The sequence below is a fragment of the Paenibacillus segetis genome, from assembly GCF_014639155.1.
Classification (GTDB): Bacteria; Bacillota; Bacilli; order Paenibacillales; family Paenibacillaceae; genus Fontibacillus; species Fontibacillus segetis.
In genome coordinates this window covers 1,878,188-1,892,187 of the sequence record NZ_BMFT01000001.1, presented here as the reverse complement: position 1 = coordinate 1,892,187, position 14,000 = coordinate 1,878,188, and the positions used below count along the sequence as shown (strand labels likewise).

Below are 14,000 nucleotides of genomic sequence, written 5' to 3'. Positions count from 1 at the left end.
TAATATGCCCTCATTTATTCAGCATGAAGCTACTAGCTAAAGATTGATCGACATATAAAATTTGTAAATTGTCGAATTTACAGAAAATGGTGACAAGAACTTGATAACATTCCCGACTGATGACAAGAACTAATACCATTCAATCCCCTCACTTAAGTAGTTAGGTAGATAGTTATAACCTTGAGGTAGGGAAGATATTGTATTTAACTACTATATGTCACGTCCATTAGTCAAGATTGGATGAACACGCGTAACGCCAATTACGAGTTCTATGTGCGCGATAGCTGCACGTTTATATATGCGAGCTAAACTATAAACCGTATGAAGACTGGATCACGAAGGAGCCTTGCCTTGGTCCAGCTCCTCATTTTCACTTGAGCACGAATCTTTGGCTCCAGGTAAACAAGAGTTTTATCCTCTCCGGAGACAATCCCCTTGCTCACCCCATAAAAAAGCTCTCTTTTCTTTAGGCCCTGGTCCATGATCTATGATTCCAGCCGGCGTATTTCAAGGAGTGTGAAACAGCGTATAACACCATATTCACGCTTCGGTTCATTGGATTCTCCCATAGCATTTCGAGGATTGAAGTCAGTTCTTCATTAAGCTAACGGGACACGATAGTTCAATTCTGATGGTATGCAAACAGCCCCAGCCCATCCACCCTTTGTGGGGATAAGAAGCTAGAGCGATTGGATTAGTTATGAGGGGAATCCGGTGACAACCTGGCTAAGCATATGATAACTAGACCGGTAAGAATAAAAGGAGATATTACCCACGACGGACTCACTAACCTATTAAAATATGTTACACTATTCCATATTTGTTCATCCATGGAGGAGCTTATGAAGCTGTTGATCGTAGAGGACGATATTGGGATATCGTATACAATTGCAAGAGTTATGCGGGATGAAGGGTATGGGGTCACGGAGTGTCATAACGGAGAAGAGGGCTTACATCACGCATTGTACGGCGAGTTCGATTTAATTATTTTGGATATTATGCTGCCCAAGGTTGATGGATTTACGTTCATCCAAGAGTTGAGGAGGCAAAGAGTGGATACCCCGATTCTTTGTCTGACGGCAAAAGACGGATTGAACGACCGGATAAAGGGGTTAACGATCGGAGCGGACGATTATGTGGTGAAGCCATTCGAGATTCCAGAGCTGATCGTCAGAGCTAAAGTACTGCTGCGCCGTTATGGCAATGTTAATCAAGAAGAGCAGATTAGCTACGGCCCGATTGCTATTCAAGTTAGAAATCGAGCAATAACGGTTACAGGAGAAGAGCTGACTTTAACAGAAAAGGAATATGAGCTGCTTGAGTACCTGCTCATGAATAAAGAGCAGATCGTGACGAAGGAGCAAATCTATAACCGAATTTGGGGACTCGATTCGGAAGCGGGAATTGGCATCGTGGAGCTCTATGTCCATTATCTTCGGAAGAAGCTGTCTTCATGGCATGCCGATCAATATATCCAAACTGTAAGGGGTTTGGGCTACATACTCAGAATAAACGAGTAGTTTTTCAAAGGGAAATCAAAGGTTCATCTTATATATTCTTCTTATACTCTATAAAGGGGAGATATTAATGCATGAACTTTGTAAGACAGATGTTTAAGAACACCAGATTGACTATTTTATTGGTAGCAGGATTACTGCAAACGGTTAACCGCAGTTTGTCGCAAATAAAGCCCAAATTGTTCGATTGGTTTGAAGAAGCGCTTATTCCCAACAATCCAGTGGATGCGCGGTTATATCCGGCTTCGTTCTCGAATGCAGCCGCGTTATATATCCCCCCATCTATTAATGGTGATAGGAATGGAAGATTTTTTTCCCGCCCGCCAGACTGTTTTCCGAAGAGGAAGCTAAAATGTTTGCGATGCATGAAGGCGTTCCAGGACATCATTTTCAAATTTCCATCGAATACAACCAACCGGAAATTCCATTTGCCCGTAATCTAACTAATATACGCGGATTCTCAGAAGGATGGGCAGTCTATGCGCAAACTTTAGGCGTAGAGATGAACTTGCTTGATCAGAAGACGGTACAAAATCATTTGCTTTATTTTTACCTTGGAACCGTTATCGACACGGGTATTAATGGGCTGAAATGGACAAGAGAACAAGCTAATGCGTACCTGGTAAGCATGATTGGAACGGAAGTGAATGCCTGGATTGACAGCGCCATTGCTTTTCCCGGACAAACAATAAGCTATACCATCGGATATGATCAATTTCAATCTCTTCGAGAGATAGCGGAAAGCGAGCTCAAGGATCGTTTCGACATTAAAACTTTTCATTCCGTTCTTCTTCGAAACGGTAAAATGCCATTTCCGATATTGGAGCAGCAAGTGAATCAATACATCAAGTCCGCCAAATAAAAGGAGAGCAGACCCCGTATGATTAAACGCACGCTAGTACGAATGACGATATGGAACAGCACGATCGTATTTTGCTTGCTCATCATACTGGGGGGAGCGTTATACGGGTTGGCGCGTTATCGGATCTATTCCGACATTGACCGTCAGCTGGTGTTTAATATTGACCACATGCAACAGTTTTCTCTAATTAACGGGGAGCAAGTCATTAACATTGATTCGCAGGAACCAGAACGTTTTATGATGTCATTTTATTGGGATTCCAACGATACCTTGCTTCAAAGCTTTATATATAAATGGCAATTTATCGATTTGAGTTCGATGCTTCGGGAAAAACAAAACCACATGGGACCCGAGTCAATACGCGTGGATAAGAAAACCTATCGATTCGTGAGCAGACCCTATCAGGGCAATTTGCCAGTAGTCGAGGAACTGTCTAACACGCCTTTGAAAACAGTTCAGTTATATACGGAAATTTCTGCCGAGGCGTATTATTTGAATCGGTTATTATGGAGTATTAGTATCGGTATCGGTATCGGCGCGTTAATATCTATCATAGCAGGTTACGCATTGGCTAGACGGGCGCTCATTCCGATTCAGAAGGCTTGGGACAAGCAGCAGCAATTCGTTGCAGATGCCTCTCACGAGTTGAGGAGTCCGCTTTCAGTCGTCCGAGGGCAAACGCAAATATTGTTACGTCATCCCGATCATACGATCGAAGAAGAAATCGCTCCAATTTCAACCATTCTGAAAGAAACCAAAAGAATGAGCAACATGGTAGACGGGCTGCTTCTTCTGGCAAGAGGCGATTCCCATGAGGAAGTTATCTCATGCAAACCTGTGCGAGTTGACGGGATCATTAAAGAGATTGCAAAAAATATGGAGCCGATAATGGATTACAAGCAGTTGCGGTTACAGCTTCATGTCGAAGGCTCGGAATTGCTCATGAAAGGAGATGAGGATCGCCTCACACAGTTGTTCATAATTTTGTTGGACAATGCTATTAAATTTACGCAAGCAGATGGGAAAATCGATCTTGAGTGTCTTAGGCAGGGGAAATCAGTTCTCATAACCGTCAAGGATAACGGAGTGGGTATTTCGGAAGACGAATTGCCACTCATATTTAATCGCTTTTACAAGGGAGATTCCTCTAGAAATAGAGGGGAGCATGGAGCGGGTCTAGGGCTATCGATCGCGCGTTGGATCGTCGATCAACATCAAGGTTCTATCCACATTAGCAGCTGGGTAGGGTGTGGTACGACCGTTATGATTCGTTTTCCGGTAATTAGTTAAAGACGACTCGATTTGGAATTGGCATCGTGGAGATCTATGTCCATTATCTTCGGAAGAAGCTGTCTTCATGGCATGCCGATCAATATATCCAAACCGTAAGAGGTCTGGGCTACATACTCAGAATACACGAGTAGTTTTTCAAAGGGAAATCAAAGTTTCATCTTATACACTCTATAAAGGGGAGATTAAGGCATGAACCTTGTAACCACGTTTCAAGAGATGGCGGTTGCTACCCTGAATGAGGATCCCGAGTTCGAGATCACTGTAAGTCGTTAGTGGATATTTATTAATAATAGCTGAGGAGTTGTTCATTCATGAAGGTTAGAAAGAGATTGTACAGCATGTTAGTTGCTTTGCTTGCGATCCTATTGGTGGCTTCGTGTGCTTCGAAGACGTCGAATGTGGAGTCATTACCATCAGGAACGAGTTCTGGATCAAACACTGGATCAACGTCTAATGGACAGTCTTATAAAATAGACAAGCAAACGAACACCATCGTGCCGATTGATCCGCAGAAGCACGAAACTAATGTTGTTCTGTTAACGTTCGATGACGGTCCTAATCCAGAAGTGAGTACGAAGATTTTGAACACACTCGACAAACATAAGGCGAAAGCGATCTTTTTTATGAACGGTCCTCAGATCGAGAAAAATCCGGAGCTTGTTAAGCTTGTTCATGAACGAGGTCAGATGATTGGTAATCATTCTTGGGATCATATTGATCTAAGCGAGGAAAGCAAAGACTCGGTCGTTAAGCAGATGGGTGACGTTCAGAAGGCAGTAATGGATATAACAGAAACAGCCCCGATATTTATTCGCCCTCCATATTTGTCCATCAACGAAAATGTTACACAAGCAGCAGAAGAGAACAATCTTAATATAATAACCATAACGATAGATTCAAGGGATTGGGAAATGTCGGCAGAGAAAAATGACCCCGAAGAGCTTGCTCAACGTATTGCGGATCAACTCCACCCAGGGGCTAACATTCTCATGCACGAGTTGCCATGGACGGCTGAAGCCCTCGAAATTTTGCTTACAAAGGCTACTGAGAAAGGTTACAGCTTCGTTGATCCAATGAATATCCAGATAGACTAAAAAGTGATATGTCTTGATTACATACAGTGCTGAAGCTGGAATATGAGTTTTCGTTCAAAAAGGGCGGTGTCGGATGACAAGAACATAGAATCGCAATGTATATATTTCCGTTTAGGTGTTCATGATGATCAAGTCACCGGCTTTTCATTTAATTGCTTCGGGTCTAATTCGCAGTTTGATGTGAGGAGATTACCTCGAGATGTGATGGCTTCCGTCATTCTTGCGAAACATTGTGCTGCATCACTCAAGCAAAATGTTTAAATAGGAAAACAACAAACCCAAACCAGATCGAAAGACCGAAGCCACGGGTCTTCTGCATTAGTACAATGATCGCTGGGCTATCCTCTCGAAATACGCATGTTTGAGTAACAGACACAACTCCAGAGGGGGACTGTGTCTGTTTGAGTTTTTAAAATAAAAGGGGTTATTGTTTATGGAAAGATTGGAGAATTATTCAGAAGAGATAAAAGAATTGATTCTTAGAGAGAACCAGAGCATAGCAATCGTTTAACGATCATTTATTTATGAATCTATGTTCTTGTCAAGTTATAGGAGTACAAGACGGGCAACGGAATTACTGACTCATACATATGTACAAAATACGAGTTTTGTGAAGAAGTCATAGGAAAACATGGAGTGAGCGATTGGTTTATAGATTTATCATATCAATTCCCATTTATTCATTTTGAGTTTGTTATCCCTGTTATGTATGTTATCATCCATTCACTTTTGTGTATTTTTGATAACGAAGTTTTTTTCTACAAAAAATAAAAAGCTTGATTAATAAATCAAGCCTTTCCAAACTTATCATTAGACACAAAGTTTGCAATATTGTCGATCTCTACAGAGATTATCAATAAATCCTCGGTTAATCACATCTACTCTAGACTACAAGAACTTTACAAATATGACTCCAATAACCATCAATACCAGAGCTACAATTCTTCTACTATCAATTTTTCTTTTTTGTAACTTAAACATTCCAAATTGATCAATTATTAATGCCATAATCATTTGTCCCAATAAGAAAACCATTGTAGTTAGAACCGATCCAAGTATTGGTAACAATATAATGTTGCCTGATACGATAAATATTCCAAATATACCACCCATATATGTCCAAATGGGAATGCGATTTTTTTTAGTGTCATATATAGGAAACTCTAATCGACGTTGAGTAATCAATATCAAAATTATCAAGATAATTGCACCAACAAAAAAAGAAATAAAGGCAGCCCCTAAAGGTGATCCTGTTGCAACACGTAGTTCTCCATTAATAGCGGTTTGCAATGGAGGTAAAAAACCGGCCAACACCCCCGTAATGATCCAAATGATTTTGCTATTCTTCTTTTCCTCTTCTGACGTCATTGGTAAATCATTTTTCTTGTTAGGTTGAACTAATGAAATGGCGAAAATCATAATGGCCATTCCGAGTGTTCTAGTTATGCTAACGGGATTAGCCGGTACTCCGAACCACCCAAAATGATCAATAAGTATCCCTACAATCATTTGCCCCGCTACGGTTACTAGCGTTGTGATAGACGCACCAAGTTTTGAGAAAAGAATAATATTAGCCACATTAAAACCAACTCCAGCTATTGCTCCACCGATAAAAACATACAATGGGTATGTAAAATCAATTCCTACAGTAAATCCTACTGGATCTTTTATTAGATTTATAATGAGTAGTATCACCGTTCCTAAAGTAAATGCAATAAGCGAAGCTGTTAAAGGTGTTTTTGAAGAAGAACTTAAACGAGTACTCATAGATGCCTGGATAGGGAAAAATGTTCCCATAATTATCCCTGTAATTAAATAAAGCGTGATATGCATGAACTCAACCCCTTATAATATAGATATAAAAGACTCTTAATGTCTATAATAAAGATAAAAAAACATGTTACTTGTTGTAATCTTCATTCAAACATAATATGGAACAAAGTTACCCTAATTTTGTATTTGATTTTTGACCAGGTCCATCAACTTTGTATTTTTAAGATAGCTTTCCATCTTCTCTTCTGCTTCCTTCATCACAGCTTGAATCGAGCATTCTTCACCGTGGACAAAATCACATTCAAACATCGAGGTATTACCTTCAATGGCGTGGATAATATCCAAAAATGTAATATTATCTTTCTTTCGAGATAAATGATATCCCCCGTTAGCACCAGAAACAGATTCTATTATTCCTGCTTTTACGAGCCTTGTTAAAATTTTTGAGAGATATGTTGGGGAAACACCTTGTGTCTGTGCTAATTGCTGAACACCTATTGGCTTAACCGAAGAAGCGTCAATCAGTGCGAGCATGGTGTGCAGAGCATAATTCGTGGCTTTAGTAAACTTCATGTTATCACCTTCAATCAAAGACTTATTGTGTCTATAATATCCTTGAAATCGATAATATGTCAACCTTCTATTGCCCAATCAATCCAATTGTAGAAAAAACTCAACGGTCTAATATCTCCCCAACCCGCTTTTCTATGAATGGTAAATTCAAACCACCTTATTTTAACAGCATGCTTTTTAATTTATTAATTGATTGGGTTCTACTTCGAAGAAGTTTCGCCCCAAGATAAACAATGGTTCATTTCATTCCAAATGGAAAACCAATAAAAATAATGCGTTATTTCTTCATAAAAGATTGAGTGCTTCGCATACACGTACTCCCCACAAACTCGCCAATTCTCAGGAATTTCATAGTCAAATGTGGCATGAAATTGTTTAAGCCTGTGTCTAGAAGAATGATCCTTGGAATCTATGGAACGGGCATGATAGTATTTGGTTTACAATGGAGGGGGCGTAGATATTTGATTAAGTTTGATTGGAAAAGTGTATATACAATAAAAAAAGCACACCAGTTAACTTTGAGAAATCCAAAATTAACGATGTGCTTGCTTATTAAAAAGTAGTCTTTATAACTATCAAATCAGATGAATCAATCTACTTTTCCAATGAAATGATAAATGATGATCCAGCGTTGCCAGCAAATACAATTATTCCGTTCTCAGGGAGAACAACTTCATTACTGCCGCTGATTATGGTGTAGTTCACGCATGCTCCATTTCCATCGTATACCGCAAAGGCTCCTTTTTCAGGCATCTCTACTATCATCTTCTTACCAACAACTGCTTGTGGCACACTATACCATCTTGCATTTCCGTCAGTTTGCACAGTAACCGTGGATTTTTTCCCTTGATAAAGAGGTAATACTATTTCCTCACTGGCATACAAATTTCCAGCAGCCTCAAAGTATTCGATTCCTTCTTTCGTATAGAAACTAAATCCAGCCGTATCCCGGCTTCCCGTGCTAGGGACTTGATGTTGGCTCACTGCAGTATTCGGTCCAGTAATTTTCTTATCTCCGAAATAATCCTTTAATTCTGGGGTACGGGAAATCTTGAGAGTTGGATCAAGCATGTACATAAGAGAACTATATTTCTCATTCACAGGGTAATATGTTTTGCCTTCTCTCTTTGCCCATACACCTTCCGTCTCTGCAGATAAGGCCTCAGTTTCCAGCTTCTCGGCTAAGTACTGAGATATTGCCAATTGTCCCAATCCCGGAACGGTTACATATTCTCTATTCCACAGATAGCTGCGTCCATTTTTTTCGGTTACAATACTGACCTTCGAACTTCCAGTTTCGTTGACAAAAGAGCCATCCGATGTATATATATAATTCTGTTCAGGATATGCAGGTACACTCGGCACCGATAATGAAAGCTCTCCATCCTTTATAGCAACTTTAATTATTTGACCGGTAGCACCATAATAGCCCGAGTACTTTGTGATGTCGCTTGGCATGTCAGCCTTTACGGGTGTGCCGAATGATTTCTCCGGCTTAATGTCTTTGATTGCGCCCTTCTCTTTCAACGCCTGAAGAAGAAGTTCGTGAGCCAGAAGTTCGTTCGTCGAACTACTTCCGCCTGATGATAGAACTGCAGCAGCCATGTCCTGCTCTGGAAGCACTACGAGAGAAGCATGATACAAAATTGTGTCTCCACCTTTGCTGAGACCCTTAATTTTGTAATCACTGAATGGAAATAATCTTACACTATCCCAACCAAGCCCGAAGTCGATTATACTATCCGCATCTTGAGGCCAGATTCCCTTCTTGTATTCCTCTTGCTCCATTGCTAAGACCGCGCTATCCGAGAGAATTTCCTTTTCACGACCCATAAAAATCTGCGAGAATTGTACCAAATCCTCTGCTGTAGAATAGATTCCGCCCGCTCCAATCGCGTTTAAAGTTTCATTTGGGAGCTGCTTTTGAAACGTTGGATAATAAAGACCTGGAAGTTTGCTTGAATCTATTACGTCTTGTGGTGTCTTTGTATGTTTCATTTCTAATGGTTCGATAAAATTTTGATGAATGAATGCAGTGAAATTCATACCACTGACTTTTTCTACAAGAATCTCAGCTAGTGAAAATCCGTCGTTGCAATAAACAGAGAATGCTCCTGGATCAGCTTTTAAACGCTGCTTAGACAAAATCTCAAGCAGATTGTCATGCGCAAATGTGTCATTATCGTTGAACAAAACTGTATTCCCCAGGCTTGAACCTTGAAGTCCAGAAGAATGGTTCAGCAGCATACGAGGCGTAATTTGCTTATAACGTTCATCTAACATCTTGAAATCAGTTATGTACTGCACCAAGGGAGTATCCAGATTAATTTTTCCCTCATCTACCAATTTCATGACGGCAACAGTCGTAAACATTTTGCTCGTTGATCCGATACCATACATCGTTTCCTTGGTCAAAGGGATTTTCCCTGCTCCATCGTTTAATCCCGTCTGTCCTGAAATAGTAATCTTCCCGTTGTCGATCAGTGCATACTGTACGCTGGTCGTACCGTATTGTTCGGTAAGCAGTGCCGCTTTCTCAGAGGCGATCGTCGCCTGTGTCTGATTAGAAGTTGCAACATTCTCGCTAGACGCTAGTGCTGCAGTCGGAACAAGCGGTGTCAGTGCAATAGTAGCACTCAGAATCCATATCAATCTTTTTTTCATTAAAAAACCTCCTTCAATATGAAACTATGATGTATTACGTTTCAAAAGATTGAATGGTTCATATTTCCACAAAAAAAAGGCCAAACGATGGCAATCTACTCATTTCCGTAAACGAAATTAAGTAAATGCAACATTCAGCCCAAGAGACTTGTACTGGAGCTATAAATAGAATTTGGAGAAAAGGAGAAAAAGGAACCCCTTACTCTTTAACGTTAGCAGGTTTTGGAGAAGGGTCATTGATTTCTTCTGGAAGCCGATTTGACATACTCGGTACCTTTCTAGAGGAGAATTCAATCACATCAGAGGAAAATAGGGTAACAGACATACTTCCTCCACCTGCAAACGCCCGAATTAAAATCGGCTGGTTATATGCATTTTTAAATACAAAGTCCGGACCGCCCCAGCTAACTGTCGCGTCCCTACCCGGAGGAACATAAGTCACATGACGGCTGTGGGAATACCGTTTCAATATATTTAGACCGGCCCGATCGACCGCGTTAAATAATGTTGAAGATACTTGGCAGATGCCTCCGCCTACACCTTCGGATAATTCGCCCCGCACGATTACACTCGCCCGTCTATATCCTTTCCCCGTCGTTCGGATTCCGACCACCTGGTTAAATGAAAAGGTTTCTCCCGGAAAAATTACAGTGCTATTAATCGCTTTGGCCGCTAAAGCAATATTATGGGAACGGTCTTTGTTACTGGAGTTGTAATAAGTCACATAATTGCTGATCTGTTTAGATCGTAGCGAAGCAAGAAGCTCCGCATCCACCTCGGGATATACCGGGTACATGGGGACTTCGACCGATGCCGGACCGATGCCGTAGAGATATTCATAGTATCGTTTCAAAAACTCTATGCGGTTAAGTTTGAATCCATTTTGCCCGGACACGATTTGTTCGTTGTTGTTAATTCGGGCATTGGTTGCTTCCCTGTATGTTTTCCGATCCAATTCGTTTACCCACTTGTCATATTTGTCTATATCAAGCAAAGGAAACACGGGAAAGGTGTGGGCATTTCGGTTGATCGTGGAAATGATTTTCCCCTCTTGGGTGACACTAAGTTTATCATTAATAACCTTGTCACCATCGTGGTTTTGCAAAAGTATAAGCAGGAGATAAGCCATGGATGTCCATTTCAAGCATCATCACTCGTTTCATTATGATCATCTTTTGACTTTTGAACAATGCACTTCTATTTCGAACCTGTGCTTCTCGATTCGCTCTGTTCATCCTGCTATTATGATTATATTTCTGGATATTCATTCAATATCAGGGTGCTATTTTATTCTCTTGCTGTGCTAGACCTGCATCTCTTGAACCTTATATGTAAATACTGATACCCACAGGTAATAAATCTTACTTTTTGAGGAAAGATATATCCAAATCAAAGATCCATTCAACTTCGTTTACTTCTAACGAGCTGGGTGGGTGTCTCCGGTTATATCCGATCTCCTGAAATGACACTTTCATGTAAAAAAAGTAGTAAAAACAAAAAAATCCCTTATAGTATAAGGGATTAATGCAACCACTATATAGTGCATAGTTATATACTTGAGAAAGTAAGGGCCGTTTGACAACAAACGGTCCCTTACTTTTTAGATTACTTTAGGAATTCAACCAATCTTCAGCCTCTTCAACACTTTCGAAGGATTCAAAGACAGTTTGGATGTCGTCAAATGCTACTGAAGAAGCAACTACGCGCTTCATGCTGATTTTTCCAATGGTCTTCTCTGGCAGAACGATAGCTACAAATTTGATGCCGGAATCCTGAATACGTTGATTATGTACAGTACTGATCCATTGTTGATCTTCTTGACTGATAACAGTAAGTTTGCGATTGTCAGAAATCATTCGCTGTGCTCCCTTTTGTTCCTGAAGCTCCATAGCTTTATCACAGATGTCACGTAGTTCTTGACTATGTACAAAAGTGTTGAATTCAACGTGAACCGCCTTAGCTTTCTCATTCCATGATACTGTAGCACTGTCTGTTGTAAAAACTGTTGTCATCATGATTGATTACCTCCGAAATTTTTGATTGTTTGTGATGATAATATACTGCAATATAAAAATCCCCTCACACGTTGTACAAAATGTGTGGAAGACTAATACCTAATTAAATGAAGTAATTAATTCTATTAATACTGGAACAGAAGGCTCACGTTCTGCCAACCTGCACCGACAGTCCACATGACAATATAGTCGCCACGTGAAACTTTACCAGTTTCAATAGCCTCGTACAGTGCGGTGAAGGGACTGTTAGTCGAAGTGTATCCGTATTTGTCACCAATATAGAGAGCTTTATTCTTATCGACACCCAACCCTTCGATAACACCTTCGATGTTACCAGGAGCGAATTGAGATAAATAGTAACTGGCTACATCATCTTTTGTCAGTCCGTTACGTTCTAGCAACCTTTCGATTGAAGCTACAGCGACTTTCACAGGTGCGCTAGTATCGAACGGTTCAAACTTCATCCGAGGGCCATCCTCAGGTTTACCCCAGCTAGAAAGCCCATTTGCAGGGAATAATGCATTATCAATTACAGATGTGTCTGTTTGATATTCAGAATCGATGAACCCGGTTCCTTCTGCTCGCTCAACAATAACAGCAAGAGCTGAATCAGCAAAGTTACAATCGAAGATAGGTTCTCCTAAACTATGAGTTGAGATGTAGTCGGCTCCTACAACAAGTACACGATTAACATATTTGTTAGCGATAATATTTCTGCATGCTTGTTCGACGGCAACAAGAATGCCAGCGCAGTTACCGTTTAAGTCGAAGCAAGATGTGGTAAGCTTACCACCGATAGCAGCGTGAATCTTAAGAGCGTTTGTAGGAATAAGATACTCAGGAGTTTGAGATACGAAAAGAATCATATCAATATCTTCAGCAAGGAGCCCTGCCTTATCCAGAGCAGATTTAGCAGCAATAATAGCCATAGTTACAGCATTCTCATCTTCGTTATCAATAATATATCGAATATCTTTACCGAGAGATTCAATGAGTCCTCGAACATCGACACCTAAACCATCGTAACGGTCGATATAGTATTGATTATCAACCTTATGATCTGGTTGATAGAAAGCAACAGTGTTAATTTTGACCCCTTTAGCAATACCTTGAATTTCTTTGTTGTTATCGTGAGCTTCAGTCATATTCAAATTTCCTCCTGATGTTATAGCATCTCTATTTTCCCAATACTATGTAGTAATCTTGATAATAATTAAGAAACATTGTGGGAGCAAGTTTACGCTTTCGACTGCCGATAAATTCTGTACTCAGATAGTTTTTTGTCAAAACGGGTCATATGCTGTCTTTTAATTGTTTATTTCTGGAAGCATCCCTCCTCAATACAAGAATATCTTTTTTGTAATTATTCGTCAAATTACTATTTCATATAATTAAAGAAAAGCATGGGAGTAAATGTCTGGTAGTTTAGAGCTAACAAAAAGCCGCCATTATATCATGGCAGCTACTTATCGGCATAATACTACTTTTAATAGAATGAATGAGAGAAATAAATTCAAAATAAGAATTTTTTGTGAAAAAGTCATTTTGGAAGTTTATATTTTTCTTTTGATTCTTCATTTAAATCGACTTGAATCCTAAAAGTTAATGAAGTTAATCTTCGTTACTTCCAATAGTAATATTATAAACAGCGATAGTCCCGTCGGGAGTTTCAACCTTCTACTAATTTATAAAATCTTATATCTCCATCATTGGTCTCGGCAATTAATATATCCCCTCGTTCTTTCACGCTATATATTTTTGTTTCAACCTTTAATTTATTTGCTGTACCATTAACAAAATCTTTTCCATGATCAGCGTTCTTAACTATTTCTAACATGAATTGATCTTTAGTAAGCTCTAATTCATCCACCCATGAAACTCCCGCGTTGTATATAATATCCGAGTACATAAATATATTTGCATTAGGATTTCCAGTTAAGATTTCTTCAGCTGCTGGATTAGAAGTACTGTTAATTTGGATTATATCTAAATCATTTGTCTTACACCCAACTAGAATTAGAATGAAAAGGAGTTGTATTAAGAAAAGACTCATTTTTAAATTCTTCATTGTTTCCTCCTTTTAAAGCAGGGTTTAGGTAAGGTGAATTTTGGATAAAAGAACACCCTTCTGTAGCATCGACGGAGCAAGTGGCTCAAAAGTTGCATTGGACGCAAGTTCTAAACAAGCAGACGAAGTTACCTTGAAATA

General features: G+C 39.8%; 12 protein-coding genes and 2 pseudogenes. 5 read left to right on the top strand and 9 right to left on the bottom strand.

Annotated elements, in window-relative coordinates; genetic code table 11:
* The first annotated feature begins 842 nt into the window (after positions 1-842).
* On the top strand, positions 843-1,520 hold the full coding sequence (locus IEW05_RS08735; RefSeq protein ID WP_188537782.1) for a response regulator transcription factor: 678 nt from the start codon (positions 843-845) through the stop codon (positions 1,518-1,520).
* Positions 1,521-1,584: 64 nt separating this feature from the next.
* Here IEW05_RS08735 and IEW05_RS25595 read toward each other — a convergent pair whose 3' ends face one another.
* On the bottom strand, positions 1,585-1,884 hold the full coding sequence (locus tag IEW05_RS25595; protein WP_194434108.1) for a hypothetical protein: 300 nt from the start codon (positions 1,882-1,884) through the stop codon (positions 1,585-1,587).
* Between IEW05_RS25595 and IEW05_RS08730 the strand changes: the two genes are divergently transcribed.
* The 4 genes and pseudogenes from IEW05_RS08730 to IEW05_RS08715 all read left to right on the top strand — a co-directional run bounded on the left by IEW05_RS08730 (position 1,870) and on the right by IEW05_RS08715 (position 4,766).
* Positions 1,870-2,379 (top strand): DUF885 family protein, encoded by a 510-nt coding sequence (locus tag IEW05_RS08730; protein WP_188537780.1) that lies wholly within the window; start codon positions 1,870-1,872, stop codon positions 2,377-2,379. The genes IEW05_RS25595 and IEW05_RS08730 overlap by 15 nt on opposite strands.
* A gap of 18 nt (positions 2,380-2,397) precedes the next feature.
* On the top strand, positions 2,398-3,669 hold the full coding sequence (locus tag IEW05_RS08725) for a sensor histidine kinase (protein WP_188537778.1): 1,272 nt from the start codon (positions 2,398-2,400) through the stop codon (positions 3,667-3,669).
* Positions 3,670-3,686: 17 nt separating this feature from the next.
* A pseudogene (locus IEW05_RS08720) lies at positions 3,687-3,803 on the top strand (helix-turn-helix domain-containing protein); the annotation flags it as partial.
* A gap of 180 nt (positions 3,804-3,983) precedes the next feature.
* Positions 3,984-4,766, top strand: coding sequence for a polysaccharide deacetylase family protein (locus tag IEW05_RS08715; protein ID WP_188537776.1), 783 nt, complete (start codon positions 3,984-3,986; stop codon positions 4,764-4,766).
* An 888-nt stretch (positions 4,767-5,654) separates the two neighbouring features.
* On the opposite strand, the gene IEW05_RS08710 is transcribed toward IEW05_RS08715, so the two are convergent.
* The 8 genes and pseudogenes from IEW05_RS08710 to IEW05_RS08675 all read right to left on the bottom strand — a co-directional run bounded on the left by IEW05_RS08710 (position 5,655) and on the right by IEW05_RS08675 (position 13,859).
* A complete protein-coding gene (locus IEW05_RS08710; protein ID WP_188537774.1) occupies positions 5,655-6,599 on the bottom strand; it encodes a DMT family transporter in 945 nt (314 codons plus the stop codon).
* Positions 6,600-6,713: 114 nt separating this feature from the next.
* Positions 6,714-7,112 (bottom strand): Rrf2 family transcriptional regulator, encoded by a 399-nt coding sequence (locus IEW05_RS08705; RefSeq protein ID WP_188537772.1) that lies wholly within the window; start codon positions 7,110-7,112, stop codon positions 6,714-6,716.
* Between the two features lie 200 nt (positions 7,113-7,312).
* Positions 7,313-7,528, bottom strand: a pseudogene (locus IEW05_RS08700) (RNA ligase family protein); the annotation flags it as partial.
* Between the two features lie 178 nt (positions 7,529-7,706).
* Positions 7,707-9,776: a serine hydrolase domain-containing protein gene (locus IEW05_RS08695; RefSeq protein ID WP_188537770.1), complete on the bottom strand. Its 2,070-nt coding sequence runs from the start codon at positions 9,774-9,776 to the stop codon at positions 7,707-7,709.
* A 199-nt stretch (positions 9,777-9,975) separates the two neighbouring features.
* Positions 9,976-10,905: a VanW family protein gene (locus IEW05_RS08690; protein WP_188540786.1), complete on the bottom strand. Its 930-nt coding sequence runs from the start codon at positions 10,903-10,905 to the stop codon at positions 9,976-9,978.
* A gap of 481 nt (positions 10,906-11,386) precedes the next feature.
* Positions 11,387-11,791 carry a hypothetical protein gene (locus tag IEW05_RS08685; RefSeq protein ID WP_188537768.1) on the bottom strand — a complete coding sequence of 135 codons (405 nt, stop codon included), beginning with the start codon at positions 11,789-11,791 and terminating at the stop codon, positions 11,387-11,389.
* A 125-nt stretch (positions 11,792-11,916) separates the two neighbouring features.
* Positions 11,917-12,936 carry a 3-oxoacyl-[acyl-carrier-protein] synthase III C-terminal domain-containing protein gene (locus IEW05_RS08680; RefSeq protein ID WP_188537766.1) on the bottom strand — a complete coding sequence of 340 codons (1,020 nt, stop codon included), beginning with the start codon at positions 12,934-12,936 and terminating at the stop codon, positions 11,917-11,919.
* 524 nt (positions 12,937-13,460) lie between these two features.
* On the bottom strand, positions 13,461-13,859 hold the full coding sequence (locus IEW05_RS08675) for a hypothetical protein (protein WP_188537764.1): 399 nt from the start codon (positions 13,857-13,859) through the stop codon (positions 13,461-13,463).
* Positions 13,860-14,000: the final 141 nt, after the last annotated feature.